This is a genomic window from Ruegeria sp. HKCCD6428 (assembly GCF_013110595.1).
Lineage (GTDB): Bacteria > Pseudomonadota > Alphaproteobacteria > Rhodobacterales > Rhodobacteraceae > Ruegeria.
Map to the genome: position 1 here is coordinate 78718 of NZ_WVQX01000013.1, position 13918 is coordinate 92635.

Below are 13918 nucleotides of genomic sequence, written 5' to 3' on the forward strand. Positions count from 1 at the left end.
ACTCGCGGATGAAAGACCAGGATGCGCATGCTGCCTCGGGCGATCCTGCGCGCTGCTATATCGCGGACCGGGCAGACGGGCGGGACAACAATTTCAACCTGATCCGGATTCTTGCCGCCAGCGGCGTGCTTGTATCGCACGCCTATCCGCTCAGTTGGGGTGGCGCGGTTGGTCAACCGTTTGAAACTGCTCTTCACGGGCTGTCCCTGGGCATGGTGTGCGTATGGATCTTCTTCGCCATTTCAGGATTCTTCATCACACGCAGCTTCGATAGAAAACGGTCTGCCAGTTCATTTCTGATCGCCCGCGCGCTGCGTCTGTTTCCGGCACTTGCGGTCGTGACAGGGATTACCCTTCTGGTTGCCGGGTTCATACTGACACAGGCCCCTGCATCCGTTTTCTGGGCGCAGGCCGGGGAATTTTTTGTGCGCAACATGTTGCTGTTCAAGATTCAATACGTGTTGCCCGGCGTGTTCGAATCCAACCCGTACGGCCCGGCAGTCAACGGCTCACTCTGGTCGCTGTCTTACGAGGTCACCTGCTATATCGGTGTATTGATCTGCGGCATCCTCGGCATTCTGGGTCGGAAAAAAATCTTTGCGGTTGTTACCCTGCTGTTCCTGGTCGTCTATGCGGTGGCCATGGTGACCGATCTGAACCCGCGCATCGAGCAGCTCACCCGGCTTGGACTCCCCTTTCTCACGGGGATGGTCTTTTATATCTGGCGCCAGCACATCCCGCTGTCCCCGATCCTCTTCATCACGGCAACGGCGCTGTCCATTGTGGCCTGGTTCACGCCGCTGTTTCTGCCGGTCTTTGCCGTCTGCCTGTCTTATGTGGTGTTTTTCTTGGGTTACGCGAAAACGCCTCTGCTGCTGCATTACAACAAGCTGGGCGACTATTCCTACGGGGTCTACATTTATGCCTTTCCCATCCAGCAGTTGGTGGCGCAGGCCGGGGTCACCACCCCCATCGTCAACATGGCCATATCATTTCCACTAACGATGATCTGCGCGATGCTGTCATGGCATTATGTTGAGGCCCCAGCCATGCAATTGCGGCACCGGAAGGCTCAAAAGCCCCTGAAGACCAAACAGGCTGCTGAATAGCAGATCTTACCCCTTCCAGATCCGCTGATACGCCGCGATCAGTGCAGGCACCTGATGGGGCCAGGCCATTTCCGCCTCGACCCGGGCGCGGCCATAGCGGCCCATGGCGGCACGACGTTCGTCATCGGCCAGCAAGTCGGTGATCTTGTCGGCCATATCCACCGGATCGTTGGCCTTGGCGTAAAGCGAGGCCTCCTGCGCCGAGAACCGCCCTTCGGTCACGTCGAACTGAACGATGGGTTTTTCGAAGGCCATGTATTCGAGGATCTTGTTCATGGTGGATTTGTCGTTCATCTCGTTCACCCGATCCGGGTTCACGCAGACATCGGCGGTTGACAGGATCTCGAACAGATCCCGATCCGGGGCACGGCCGGTGAAGGTGACATAGTCCGACAGGCCCATTTCAGCAGATTGTTCGCGCAGCTTGTCCAGGCTGGGACCCCCGCCCACAAGGCAGAACTGGATATCGTCGCGGCCCTGAACCTTGACCAGATGCGCCACGGATTCCAGCAGCAGGTCGATCCCTTCCTGATCACCCATGACGCCGACATAACCCACCATGTATTTCCGCCCGTTGCGCCAGGCCGGGTTCGGCGGCAGGTGCTGCAGCCGACTCAGATCAGGGCCGGACCGGACGATAAACACATCCTCGGGCGCCATGCCGCCGCGTTCGATGGCGATCTTGCGATAGCTTTCATTGGTGGCAATCGACACCCGGGCCGAGGCGAAGGTCAGCCGCTCGAACGTCTTCATCAGCTTCCAGAAAAAGCCGCGCTTGTCGAACTTGGCCTCGTAAAGCTCGGGGTTGATGTCGTGGTGATCGAACAGATAGCGCACGCCAAACAGCTTGAAGGGCAGCGCCACCAGAAAGATCAGATCGGGCGGGTTGCAGCCATGGATGACGTGAAAGCCGCGGGTGAATTTGATCTTCAGCGACAGCCAGCTTTCCCAGAACAGCGCCGCGCCATATTCCAGCAGATACCCCAGCGCCCCGCTGGCATCCAGCGGCAGCGGGTGGCGATAGACCTTGATGCCTTCATCTTCCCACACGCGTTCCTCATGGCCCTTGCCGGTGGGGCAGATGACCGAGACCAACGCGCCGGCCGCGGCCAGCGTGCGCGCCTCCATCCAGACGCGGCGGTCAAAGGGGACGGGCAGGTTTTCCACCACGATCAGAACCTTGAGGCCCTTCAGGGGCTGGCTCTGGCGCAGCTCTTCGAACGAAATCGGCTGAACGGCGGGCACAGGGCTAGTCATATTCATAGGTTCTTACCACCTCTGCATCACCCAGGTTCAGATCATTCACGATCCGGTTTGAACCGACCACCAGATCCCAGGGCCCGGCCTCGGCCGTGGCGCGGTCCACCAGCAGGCTGCCCACGTTGGGCAGGTGGGTAAAGGCATAACCAAGGTTCTGCCCCCGCAGATCGGCCGGTTTGATCGCAGGATCATAGACCGACAGCTGATAGCCCGCCTGCAACAGCCGCCGGGCGATATCGACATTGGGGCTTTCCCGCAGATCATCGGTTCCGGCCTTGAAGGCCAGCCCGGCCATCAGCACCCGGCCCCCTTCGGGCAGCCGCGCCATGATATCCTGCGCCTGATAGGTTTTATGCGCCTGATTGGTCTGCAACAGGCTGTCGATCAGATGGGTATGCGCCCCCACCTCACCGGCAATATGCTGCAACGCACGCACATCCTTGGGCAGGCACGAGCCCCCGAACGCGCCCCCCGGACGGGTGTAATAGGCCGAGATGTTCAGCTTGGTGTCCGAGACGAAAATCTCGTGCATGGTTTTGGCCGACACGCCCATGCTGTGACAGATGCGGCCTACCTCATTGGCAAAGGCCACCTTGGTCGCGTGCCAGGTGTTGTCGACGAATTTGGTGATCTCGGCCTCTTCAAAGGCGGTGTAGAACACCGGCGCATCCAGCCCTTCGTGCATTTCGTCCATCACCGCCGAGCGATCTCCGTCTGCCGTGCCGACAACGATCTTGGGCGGGTTGAAGAAATCATCCACCGCCGAAGCCTCGCGCAGGAATTCGGGGTTATAGACGATCTCGACCGCCTGACCCGTCCGATCGCCCAGATAGCTTTGAAAGATCGGCTCGATCAGCTGCCGCACCGTGCCCGGCCGGAAGGTGGATCGGTACGCCACGGTCAGCGGTCGCGCGCGGTCGGGCGAAATGGCCTTGGCAATCTGCCGCGTCACCTCGGCCACAAAATTCATGTTGTGCGAGCCGTCAGTGGAACTGGGCGTGCCGACGCAAACGATGGCCAGATCCACATCCGACAGGTCGGGGATTTCAACCGTTGCGCGGATCAGGTTCTTTGCAAGTGCCTCGGTCAGCAGCTCGGCCACCTTGGGTTCCTTGATCGGAGGCTGCCCGGCATTGATTTCCGAGACCTTGTCGGCATTCACATCGACGCCGATCACCTCATGCCCCTCACGGGTCAGACAGCATGCTGCCGTGAACCCAACATAACCCAGACCAAAAATCGCAATCTTCATACCATTACACCGTTTTGAACCCCGGCTTCTGGGCACTGGCCGCCACCGGACACATATCAGGCATCACATACTTGACGTGCTTGCCCATGAGGAGCCTGATCTGAGACACTGGGCCAGAAATTCTCCTTGAAACAGCAGATAACTTTCGGACACTAGACCCGCAGGTATCACCGAGTATGAAACAACCTTCTGACATTGAAAGAAAATCATGTGATTTCGACATAAAAAAGTGCGGTTTTCCTTGAGTAACAGCGACCCCGCCCAATTGCCAGAACGGCACTTCTCTATCCGGTTGGAATACTTGGGAGAGGAGATAAAAAGGAAACACTAACCCGTTATTCTGTTGTTTGTTTTGAATGTGGAAAGACAAAGCTGTTGAAGCCTTCGCCTAAATCCGAACCGACCGGTGCCGCAGTCCCGCGCGGCTCACCCCTTGTCGTCGGGGCCGCAGCACTGTTTGCGTCGGGTGTTTTCAGCCAGATTCTTGGCCTGCTGACACTTATCGTCACTGCCCGCCTGCTGACCCCGACGGATTTCGGTGTAATCGCCTATTTCGTCATCGCAGTGGCCTTGCTTGAAATCGCGCAGCGGGCGATTTCCATGACCCTGATCCGGCAACCCGAGGTAACCGAAGCGCACCTCAATACAGTTTTCACGATGCAGCTGCTGCTGGGTACTTCCGCCGCTGGTCTGATCTGGATCAGTGCACCCCTGATGGGGTTTCTGGGCTTGCCTGCCCTGACCGAGCTGATACCCGCCTTATGTCTGATCGCCATCGTCAGTTCACTCAAAAGCACACGGTTTCCCTTGCTGGAAAGGGATCTCAGGTTTGGATTCGTGGCTGGTGAAGAAGCCATCAGCCGCATCACATATACGTTGTTCGCAGTATGCCTTGCCTGGTTCTGGCGCGATTTCTGGGCCATTGTGGCAGCCAATTTCCTGACCCAGGTCGCACGCGTCATCTGGTCCTTTTCCGTCGCGCCGATGCGGCCCCGGCTGACGCTCAGATGCTGGCATGACTGTATCGACGTATCATCATGGTCACTGGGCGCACAGATCACGCAATTCCTGACGACCAACATGCCGCAAATCATTATCGGAGCCACGTTGGGGCTGGCGGATGCGGGTATTTTCAGAATCGGCTTTCGCCTTGTGTCACTGTTCACCAGCCAGGTCATCGGGCCACTTGAGCGGGTGATCTATCCCGGGCTCGCCAGCATCTCCAGAACTCAGGGCAACGACCGCGAAGCCTTTGAACAGGCCAATGCCATTCTGCTGGGCATCATCATTCCCGTCAGTGTCGGAATGGCGCTGGTTGCAAATCACCTGATCGTCGTGGTGGCCGGATATGAATGGCTGGCAGCCTCTCAGGTCATCTGGGTGCTCGCCCCGCTCAAGGCCATTGAAACGCTACAGGCCAATGTCCGTTCGGCAAGCTATGTGCAGGGCGACACGAAACGGCTGTTCCTGCGCAACAGTATCCTGCTGGTCGTAACAACCATACTGGTGCTGCTGGGATCCAACTATGGATTTGTGGGCGCGATCCTCGGATCCGGCGCAGCCAGCCTGTTCGCGATTGGGCTGGCGCTGGTCATGGCCAAGGATTTTGGAACCGGGGGGCTTCTTACACCCATTCTCATGGCCTGGCGCACATTCGCCGCGGCCATCGCAATGGTCACCGCGGTTCTCATCGTCAGCAGCGCCTATGGCAGTGGCGACGCAATCGGCTGGGCTTACGATTCAGCCGAAGACCTGCCCCTGCTGCGCATCCGCTTTGCCGTCAAGGTCATCGTCGGCGTGTTCACCTATATCGCGACCCACCTGTTGCTTTGGCAGCTGTCAGGGCGCCCAAAGGGATTTGAAAGCCTGACGCTCGAACTCGCATCGAAACTGCGCAACAGGATTGTCGCCAGGGTGTCCTGAGTCACACTCACCCCTGCAATGCCCGCTTCAGTTCCGAGACGATGTAATCGACATGCGCCTCGGAAAGATACTGGTGCAGCGGCAGTGACACGGCGTCATTCTTAAGCGCCATCGCTTCGGCCTGTCCGGTCCAGTCGAGATTACGGTTGAATCCCGCCCACCAAGGTGTTGCCCCGATCCCGCCGTGTTGCAAAGCCTGCACGACACGGTCGCGCTCCTCCACCAACACCGGCATGTTCAGCGGGCAGGTGTCGACCGTCAGCTCGGGCACAAGCATGCGCACACCCGCGGCATCAGTCAGAAGTTCACGGTACCTTTCCCAGTTTTCCCGGCGCGTTGCGATGGCCTCGGATACGGAAAACGCCCGCAAGGGGCGGGCCGCAAACGCGCTCATACGGGTGCTGCGCAGAGCCGGATCAAAGTAGTAATGGCTTGGAATATCTTCCAGTTCTCTCTCAGGGCACATGTCCACGGGGATTTGTTCGCCGCCCCGCAACGCCTGCACCAGCCCTTTCAGGCGCGCTGTACCAAGCACATTGCCCAGCCCGGCCCGCAGCAGCATCTTGGTGACCATCTTGCGGGGGGGCGGGCGTGTAAACGGATGCTCAGCATGCAGATCCGGCGCGTTGATCACCAAGGCGCCGCCGCCCAAAACCGGAACAAACTTGTAAAAACAGAAGACCGAAACGTCACCCACCCGGCCTTCGGCGGGGGTCTGACCACTCAGCAGGCTCAGCGCACAATCTTCGATCAACCGCAACCCGTGCCGGTCACACAGCGCCCGCAGCCCGGTCAGTGAGGGTTGGATCACGCCGAAGTAATGCGTCACGTAAATCGCCCGCGTGCGCTCCGTGATAAGCGGTGCAATGCGATCCGGATCAGCCAGTAAATTGTCCGAGACAGGATACAGCCGGACCGAAAGACCCGCGTCAATCAGCGGGTCAACCTCTGAGCCGCAATTATAGGCTGGCACCAAAACCTCGTCCCCTGGCTGCAAGGCCAAAAGATCACAGGCCGCCCGGATCGCCACGCGGGTATTGAAACTCCAGAAAACCGGGCGTTTCCGAAACAGGGCCGTATATCCGCCTGCCGGGTCCCGGCGAAACAGATTGGCAAACTGCATGGGCGGGTCGCCGCAATAAAGCGCGGTCTCATGTGTGTCGCTGCTCATGCCACCCCCGCATTTCAGTACTGCCGCCAAGTCCGATGATGTGTCAGGCGGTATTCATTGCAGTGCCCAACCGGTGAAAACCCCGTTTTCAGGATATTGAGCCTAGAAGGTAAATTGTAATCCCGGCAATTGGTATAAAACCCGTCGATTCCCGCGGATATTTTGTTGGCAACAATCGTGTCCCAAAGCCGGCCCTGCAAATTTCTGCCGCGGTATTCTGGCAGGACATAAACATGCCAGAACAGCTCTTCTGTGTCGGTGAGGGGCACAAAGAAATCGCGGCTATGCGCGGCATCCCTAACCCAGGCCACCGCCTGGATGCGCCCCTCTTCCGTCAGCACCCAAAGCTGCCACCCGGCGTCCAGCCATTCCAGCATTCCCCAGTCATGCGCCGCCTCAGGGTCCATCAGGCTGGCCAGTTCGACACTGGTAAGGTCTTCGCGTGATCGGATTTCCCGCACCTGTTGCGCGTCCTGCCCGGCTTGTGATTGGGCAGCACAACTGGTCGCGCCCAGCCGGAATACCAGATGGCGTTTGCGCACAAAGCTGTCCATCAGGGCCAGCCAAAGCTGCCGGACAAGAACAACCGGCCCACGTCGCGCGGCCCCCCGGATCAGTTGCAATTTGCCTTTCTTGGCCAGATTCATACTTCGCCTTACCAATCGTTCAGGGACCTAACCCGCCGCTGCCCTCTTGAGCTTTTTCAACTGCCCCCGGATCAGATCACGCGCATTTCCCGTCAGGTACACAGACCGGTTCAACACCTTTTCACGTGCTGAAATCCGCTGCACGACGCGCGGATTGAATTCTGACTTGTACTTGTGAATGTTGAACTTCTTCTCGCCCGAAACCGGTACGTGATAGCCCTCGACATCCAAGGTGCTACAGCCCTTGCCCTTGGCCCATCTCATGGCCTCCAACCACAAGGCCGGGGCGATACGCAGATTGCCCGCCGCCCGCAGATGATCCGGCTCGGTGGTGAAATGCCGGCCGTGCACAATGTCCCTGCTGCGATACACCAAAAGCCCGGCAAGAAAGGCCTCTTGCTGCCAGGCCATGATCACGGTGCCAATCTCATCGGGCCGCAATACATCTTCAAACATCGCTTCATAGGCGGGAAGGCTCAGCTCGGGCAGCCTGCGCGAAACGCGCAACCGGTTCATGCTCTCGAGAAAAATGCGAAACTCTTCCGGGGTTCGCGCGCTTCGGAACGTCACGCCCTGCCGTTCGGCGCGCCTGACCTCGCGACGGGCGCTTTTGGAAAACGCCGCCATGATCTCTTCGCTCGTGACCGATATGTCGACCCATCCGGTTTCACGAAACTGATCTTCCTCGGCCACGCGCCAACCCGCATGAGCCAGCGCGGCATCCAGTGTGTCGGCCTCTTCTTCGGTCCAGAACGGGGTGACAGTCAGGCTGCCAACCCTTGAAAGCTCAGGCTGCCTGTACAGCCCGTTCAGAAACGCCACCATGTCGGTGGCATCGTCGCAAACCGGGCCGCTCAGGCAATGGGCCCGGGACCAGGCACCGGGCAGATATGGGTGCGGTTCAAGCGAGATCAGGCCGACACCCACAAGCGCACCCTCCCGGCGCGCCGAGGCATAAATCACCTTGCGATTCAACCTTTGTTCCGAATTCGTAAACAACGAAGATTGCCGCGGATGCTGATGCCGGGCCGCATTCAGAAACGTCATCCATTCGGCATTCCGGTCTGCGGTCAGGGTTTCAGTGCATTCAATCGCAACACTATCTTGCCCTTCAAGTTCCTGCACAGCCAAACTAATACCTCAATATACCGGTTTATTCGCTCTGAATTTCACAGCTACTATTTAACAATAGCCGTCGCTTAATGACGTTGAGTGTATTCATAGATCAGAACAATGGCTAAACAATTTGAAAATGTAAGCGAGTAACGAGAACAGGGTTTCATGACTTCACCGTCACACGGCACGCAGAGCGAGTGCGCTGTTTCCATTGTCATCGTGAACTGGAATACCCGGGACATTCTTCGGGACTGCCTGATATCCATTTCCCGACAGACCCGGAAGCCGCATGAGGTCATCGTCGTCGACAATGCATCAAGCGACGGATCCGTCGATCTTGTCCGTGACGAGTTCCCTGATGTTCGGTTGATCGCCAATGGCACGAACCGGGGATTTGCCGCCGCCAACAATCAGGGGTTGGAAATCGCACGGGGTGACAATCTGCTGTTGCTCAATCCCGATACCATCATTCTGGATGGTGCGATCGATACCATGCTGGACTGGCTGGATCAGCACCCGGATGTCGGCTGCGCTGGATGTCAGGTCCTGGAAGATGAAACCACCATTCAGCGCACCTGTTTTGCCGACCCGGGTCCGGGAAACCTGGCGCTGATCGAGTTTGGGCTGCACCGCCTGTCTCGGCGCAATCCGCTTCTGGCCCGCGCCGAGTACGGAGACTGGGATCGGCGTTCGCAACGCGAGGTCGACGTCGTCTCGGGCATGTTCATGCTTGTGCCCCGTCGTGTCTTCGAGGCCGTGGGTCTTCTGGACGAGGCATTCTTCGTCTACTCGGAAGAGGCCGACTGGTGCCGTCGCATCCGCGATGCAGGCTGGAAATGCGTGTTCACCCCCACAGCGCGCATCCTGCACCTTGAGGGAGGCGGCAAAAGCACCGCCCAGATCCGCTCGCGCATGTACGTACAGATGCAGAAAAGCAAGATGATCTATCTGCGCAAACATTATGGCCTTTGGGGCCTGTTCCGCGGCCGGATGGTATTTGTGGGGTCATCCGTATTGCGCTTTGTCATGTCGGTCGCAAATCAGCGGGAAGAAGCTGCCGCGCGGCGGCGTCTGGCCCGGGCCTCGCTGCGCTATCACCTGACTAGCCAGGAGCCGACAGAGTGACCGACACAGACGTCCGGCTGACATTCAAATGGGTTGATGGGGTCAAGGGCCTTGAACGCATGACCGATGCGTGGGCCGCACTGGCCCGACAGACCGGCGCGGACATCTATGCCGCTCCGGTCTGGGTGCTGACCTGGTGGGCTCATTTCGGGCGCGGTAAAACGCTCCGGACCCTTGTGGCATATGACGCCCAGGGGCAGCTGGTCGCTTTGCTGCCGTTCATGATCTATCCGGTTTGGCTGGGGCCTGTGAGGGTCCGTATCGCCAAATTGGCCGCAACCGATCCCAACACGGTGATTTTCCAGCTGGCCGCCACGGAAACCGCGCTAAAGAACAGCTGCGCCGAGGCCCTGAACGGCCTTCTCGGCGATGGCCGGGCGCATCTGGTCAGCTTCACCCCCGCCTCGGAACACGGCACCATGCTGGCAGCCATCCGCAATGGAGTGGCACCGGGGCTGGCGCTGACCGACACGCCGGCTGGCACCCATACGGTTTTTGAACTGCCCGATACGTTTGAGGGCTATCTTGCCAACCTGTCCAAGAAACGGCGGGGGCAGTATCGGCGGGATCTGAAACACCTACAGAATGACCACGGCCTGACAACACGGATGCTCCATCCTGATGCGCATCAATTCGGGGATTTCGTCGACTTCCACAACCGGCAATGGCAGGAGGTTGGAAAAGGAGGCCATTTCGTGGACTGGCCTGGCAGCGCCGCCTTCTACTGCGATCTGGCAGACGCCACCCAGCAGGGGCAGGAAACCTGGTTTGTCGAACAGCAGGGCCAGGACGGCCCCCTTGCCACCCAATTCTGCCTGGTCAAGGGGCAGACCTGCCATTGGCGGTTGCCCGCCAGATCGACCGACCCGGAACTGGAACGCCTCAGCCTTGGGAAAATCGGCCTGGTTCAGATGATCGAACAGCTGATCGCCGCAGGCGTGACGCGGATCGAAGCCGGGGTTGGCGCATATGGTTACAAGCTGGTCTATGGCGGTGAATCGGTGCCCACTCATCGCCTGATCGTCTCAAGGCGATCAGGAATATCCCCTGTCTTGCTGAAGCTCTGCCTTGGTTGGGCGCGTGTGTTGCACCTGGTCTATTACAGGCTCTGGTTCGGGCGGGTTGCACCCCGGCTGAGGGCCGTGATCCCGCTGAAAAACAAATCGCTGTGGTCCAGCTGGATCAAAACAAGAATATGAGGCGGATATGATCGCATATCAGCTCTCCGCACGGGTTCTGCCTGAAGAAAAGTGGCCCGCCCTCAGCGCGTCGTTCCGCGACCTGACCCTTGAACACAGCCTGACCTATGCCCGCGCGGCGGCCCGCCGGATCGGGGCAGACGTACAGTTCCTGATGCTCACCACCCCGGACGGGCAGCCTGTTGCCGCCGCATGTCTGCGCATCAAACATGTTCCCGGCCTGCGGCGTGGCATTGCATGGCTTGCCGCCGGACCGCTGGTGCAGCATGTCGATCGGCCTGATCCCGACGCTGCAACACTGCGTGCCGTGCTGGCCGCACTGCGTACGTATGCTCAGGAGAGCGGGCATATCCTGCGCCTGCGGTTTCCGGCCACACCCTGGCATGATGTTGCATTGCTGGATCAGCTGGCCCGTAGCGAAGCGTTTTTGCCCACCGATCGATCCCCGACCTATCGAACCGTGGTCGTGGATTGTACCCAGGACGAAGACACGCTGATGCGTGCTCTGCACGGAAAATGGCGCAACCCCCTGCGTAATGCGCTGAAAGCCGGTCTTGATCTGGATATCGTGCCGATTGCACAGGCAGCCGACCGGTTTCATCCAATGTACACCGAGGTTCAGGCAGCCAAAGGCTTTCGGCCGGATATCCCGCCAGAATTCTACTATGCCCTTGAGGGGGCTGATTTTGCCCATGAGGTTCTGTTTGCCCGCAAGGACGGGACCGACATTGCCGCGATGACGCTGGGACGGGCTGGGTCCAATGCCGTCTATCTGTTCGGGGCCACTCTGGACACCGGGCGGCGCCTGAATGCCGGGCATTATCTGATGTGGCATTCCATGCTGCGCTGTCGCGACCTGGGCCTGAAGTATTTCGACCTGGGCGGGATAGATCCTGAAGCCAACCCTTCCGTCACACGTTACAAGCTGCGCACGGGCGGCACAGAGCTGCGCGCAGCGGGCCCGTACGAGTTCCGCCCTGCCGGCGCAAGCTCTGCCCTGATCAGCATCGCCGAAACCATTCACGCCCGCCTGAAGAAACTGCGCTCATGACAAAGCCCATCGGTATCAACTTTCACGGCATCGGAACACCAAAACGCCCTCTGGAACCGGGCGAGGCCCCCTATTGGCTTTCGGTTGAGCAATTCGAACGGGTTCTGGACCGGATCGCCGCAGACCCTGATCCGAACCGGTTCACCATCACCTTCGATGACAGCAATCTTTCGGATCATGACATCGCCCTGCCAGCGCTGTCGGCCCGGGGGCTTCGGGCACGGTTCTTTGTCCTGACCGGGCGGATCGGACAGGCCGGATCACTGGATGCAGACCATCTGCATCGCTTGCAGGATGCGGATATGACAATCGGCAGCCATGGGATTGACCATCTTGCCTGGCCGACACTGGATGACGCCGCACTGGTCCGGGAACTCAGCGAATCCCGCGCGCAGTTGGAAATGATATGCGCACTCCCGGTAACCGAGGCAGGCATACCCTTTGGACGGTATGATGCTCGTGTACTGCGCGCCCTGCGCATGGCCGGATACACGGCCGCCTGGTCAAGCGATGGCGGAACCTGGCAAAAGAACGCTTTCCTGCGCCCCCGAACATCCTTGCGCGAGGATATGACTGATCACCAGATACAAGCGGTCCTGTCTGGCAGGGTCGCGCCCTTACGCCGCCTTCGGCGTGCATTGGGAATGGCCAGACGGCGCTGGACGACGACCGGCTAGCGGGTGCGTGCAACGCGCCCGATAGACAGTTCTCCGGGCAGGGCCCTGGGAAACCGGGTATACCGCATCTTTCGCCCTCCTTCCTCGGCCTGGGCCTGGTCCCCATCCTGACCGGACCCGTCATCTGCATCCAGAAACCAAACCCCTGCCCCCAGCAGAAACATCAAAAAACAGAACGTGGCATCCCAAAGGTGGACGGTGACGGCCGACACGCAAAGGCCCAGCAGCGAAATCAGGTATCCAAGGCGCGCATCTGCCGTTGCCCCGGTCAAATTTCTGCTGCCCAGTTGAAAGAACGTGACGATGACGGCCCCCACCAGCAGAAACAAGGCTGGAAAGCCGTGCCGCAACGTGACCACGAGCCAGAAATTGTCGACGCTGCTCAGCAGCACCATCCAGTGGGGGCGGGTCCAGTCATGCAGGCCGATCCCGAATATCGGGTTCCGTAAAATATCGTCAGACGCAAAGTTGAATGTGTGGATTCGCGCCCATGCCGTGCCGGGGGTCAGCGTGAAATGGGTTGCAAAGATCTGGAACATACTCCGGTTCGAACCGATCTCGGCAATGAAATACAGGATGCCAAATATGCTCAGCAGAACTTTCCATTTGCTTTTGAGGAACTGAAAAACCCAATTCCATCCCATGAGCGCCAACTGAATGACGACATTCAGAAACGCACCCGATGAAAGGGAAAAGAACACCGCTCCCCCTACTACCGAGGTCAGGCCAACCTTCTTGAAGAACGATTTATGCCATCCCAGCACATACCAGGTCAGCGCGAAGGCCGGCGCACAGAACACGCCGAACAGGATGGGATGCGGCATCGTTGTCTGCGCCCGCAGCAATCCAAGCCGAGGTTCGAAAATCCATTTCTGATAGACGCTTAGAACCTTGCTGAACAGGTTCAACAGCGGGGTCTTGCCCGTAAAGGATTCGAACAGGGCAAAGGGCAGCAGAATAAGGATGAGCAGGAACAGGCATTTCACGAAATACCGAAACGATTCCAGGTTGCGGATATAGGTGCGGGCAATGAAATAGGGCGCCAGGGTTTCGATCATGAACATCCCGATGAACTGCCACATCGACGCCAAACCGTGATTGACGGAAAAAGACAGGGCCGACCAGAAGCTGAATGATATCACCAAAATATCAATCGGCCTGATCTTTCCAGCCTTGCCGCTCAGCCATCCGATAATCGCAGGAAACATGAACAGCAGCAGGATCACCCGATACCCGCTGAGCTTGAGCCCCCCCAGGTGGAAATAGAACGGCATCGCAAAGGAGAAAATGAGCAAGGCAAGAACGATCGGCTTTGTCGCCGGGGCGCTGGCTTTCGCTGACAAAACGGCTGTCATCTAAAATTCCTGCCTTCAAACGGATAACACATT

12 protein-coding genes are annotated in these 13918 nt (G+C 58.8%); 6 read left to right on the top strand and 6 right to left on the bottom strand.

Annotated features, from left to right (window positions below):
• Positions 1-8: 8 nt before the first annotated feature.
• Positions 9-1109, top strand: coding sequence for an acyltransferase (locus GS620_RS20565; RefSeq protein ID WP_171617584.1), 1101 nt, complete (start codon positions 9-11; stop codon positions 1107-1109).
• A 6-nt stretch (positions 1110-1115) separates the two neighbouring features.
• Here the strand turns inward: GS620_RS20565 and GS620_RS20570 are convergent, their stop codons facing one another.
• Together GS620_RS20570 and GS620_RS20575 are read right to left on the bottom strand one after the other, a co-directional pair.
• Positions 1116-2372, bottom strand: a complete 1257-nt coding sequence (locus GS620_RS20570) for a glycosyltransferase family 4 protein (RefSeq protein ID WP_253284008.1) — start codon at positions 2370-2372, stop codon at positions 1116-1118.
• Positions 2359-3621 (bottom strand): nucleotide sugar dehydrogenase, encoded by a 1263-nt coding sequence (locus tag GS620_RS20575; protein WP_171120493.1) that lies wholly within the window; start codon positions 3619-3621, stop codon positions 2359-2361. The genes GS620_RS20570 and GS620_RS20575 overlap by 14 nt, the downstream gene beginning before the upstream one ends.
• 375 nt (positions 3622-3996) lie before the next feature.
• On the opposite strand from GS620_RS20575, the gene GS620_RS20580 reads away from it, so the two are divergent.
• A complete protein-coding gene (locus tag GS620_RS20580) occupies positions 3997-5544 on the top strand; it encodes an oligosaccharide flippase family protein (RefSeq protein WP_171120482.1) in 1548 nt (515 codons plus the stop codon).
• A 7-nt stretch (positions 5545-5551) separates the two neighbouring features.
• Here the strand turns inward: GS620_RS20580 and GS620_RS20585 are convergent, their stop codons facing one another.
• Genes GS620_RS20585 through GS620_RS20595 form a run of 3 tightly spaced genes read right to left on the bottom strand, consistent with a single transcriptional unit; the run spans position 5552 to position 8487 of the window.
• Positions 5552-6715: a DegT/DnrJ/EryC1/StrS family aminotransferase gene (locus GS620_RS20585; protein ID WP_171120480.1), complete on the bottom strand. Its 1164-nt coding sequence runs from the start codon at positions 6713-6715 to the stop codon at positions 5552-5554.
• A gap of 14 nt (positions 6716-6729) precedes the next feature.
• Positions 6730-7362, bottom strand: coding sequence for a GNAT family N-acetyltransferase (locus GS620_RS20590; protein WP_171172432.1), 633 nt, complete (start codon positions 7360-7362; stop codon positions 6730-6732).
• Positions 7363-7389: 27 nt separating this feature from the next.
• Complete coding sequence (locus tag GS620_RS20595) at positions 7390-8487, bottom strand: lipid II:glycine glycyltransferase FemX (RefSeq protein ID WP_371809833.1); 1098 nt, start codon at positions 8485-8487, stop codon at positions 7390-7392.
• 156 nt (positions 8488-8643) lie between these two features.
• Between GS620_RS20595 and GS620_RS20600 the strand changes: the two genes are divergently transcribed.
• The 4 genes from GS620_RS20600 to GS620_RS20615 are packed head-to-tail and all read left to right on the top strand — an operon-like array spanning position 8644 to position 12530.
• Complete coding sequence (locus GS620_RS20600) at positions 8644-9603, top strand: glycosyltransferase family 2 protein (RefSeq protein ID WP_171617586.1); 960 nt, start codon at positions 8644-8646, stop codon at positions 9601-9603.
• Entirely contained in the window at positions 9600-10802 is a 1203-nt protein-coding gene (locus GS620_RS22345; protein ID WP_171617587.1) for a GNAT family N-acetyltransferase, read from the top strand. Before GS620_RS20600 ends, GS620_RS22345 begins: the two co-directional genes overlap by 4 nt.
• 7 nt (positions 10803-10809) lie before the next feature.
• Complete coding sequence (locus GS620_RS20610) at positions 10810-11853, top strand: GNAT family N-acetyltransferase (RefSeq protein WP_171172425.1); 1044 nt, start codon at positions 10810-10812, stop codon at positions 11851-11853.
• Entirely contained in the window at positions 11850-12530 is a 681-nt protein-coding gene (locus GS620_RS20615) for a polysaccharide deacetylase family protein (protein WP_171617588.1), read from the top strand. Before GS620_RS20610 ends, GS620_RS20615 begins: the two co-directional genes overlap by 4 nt.
• Here GS620_RS20615 and GS620_RS20620 read toward each other — a convergent pair.
• The gene (locus tag GS620_RS20620; RefSeq protein WP_171617589.1) at positions 12527-13885 is read right to left on the bottom strand and encodes an O-antigen ligase; all 1359 of its coding nucleotides are present in this window, start codon (positions 13883-13885) and stop codon (positions 12527-12529) included. The genes GS620_RS20615 and GS620_RS20620 overlap by 4 nt on opposite strands.
• Positions 13886-13918: the final 33 nt, after the last annotated feature.

Coding starts and splice junctions, on each gene's coding strand:
- GS620_RS20600 (WP_171617586.1), top strand. CDS start 8,644: ATGACTTCACCGTCACACGGCACGCAGAGCGAGTGCGCTGTTTCCATT.
- GS620_RS20575 (WP_171120493.1), bottom strand. CDS start 3,621: ATGAAGATTGCGATTTTTGGTCTGGGTTATGTTGGGTTCACGGCAGCA.
- GS620_RS20565 (WP_171617584.1), top strand. CDS start 9: ATGAAAGACCAGGATGCGCATGCTGCCTCGGGCGATCCTGCGCGCTGC.
- GS620_RS20585 (WP_171120480.1), bottom strand. CDS start 6,715: ATGAGCAGCGACACACATGAGACCGCGCTTTATTGCGGCGACCCGCCC.
- GS620_RS20620 (WP_171617589.1), bottom strand. CDS start 13,885: ATGACAGCCGTTTTGTCAGCGAAAGCCAGCGCCCCGGCGACAAAGCCG.
- GS620_RS20610 (WP_171172425.1), top strand. CDS start 10,810: ATGATCGCATATCAGCTCTCCGCACGGGTTCTGCCTGAAGAAAAGTGG.
- GS620_RS20590 (WP_171172432.1), bottom strand. CDS start 7,362: ATGAATCTGGCCAAGAAAGGCAAATTGCAACTGATCCGGGGGGCCGCG.
- GS620_RS20570 (WP_253284008.1), bottom strand. CDS start 2,372: ATGAATATGACTAGCCCTGTGCCCGCCGTTCAGCCGATTTCGTTCGAA.
- GS620_RS20615 (WP_171617588.1), top strand. CDS start 11,850: ATGACAAAGCCCATCGGTATCAACTTTCACGGCATCGGAACACCAAAA.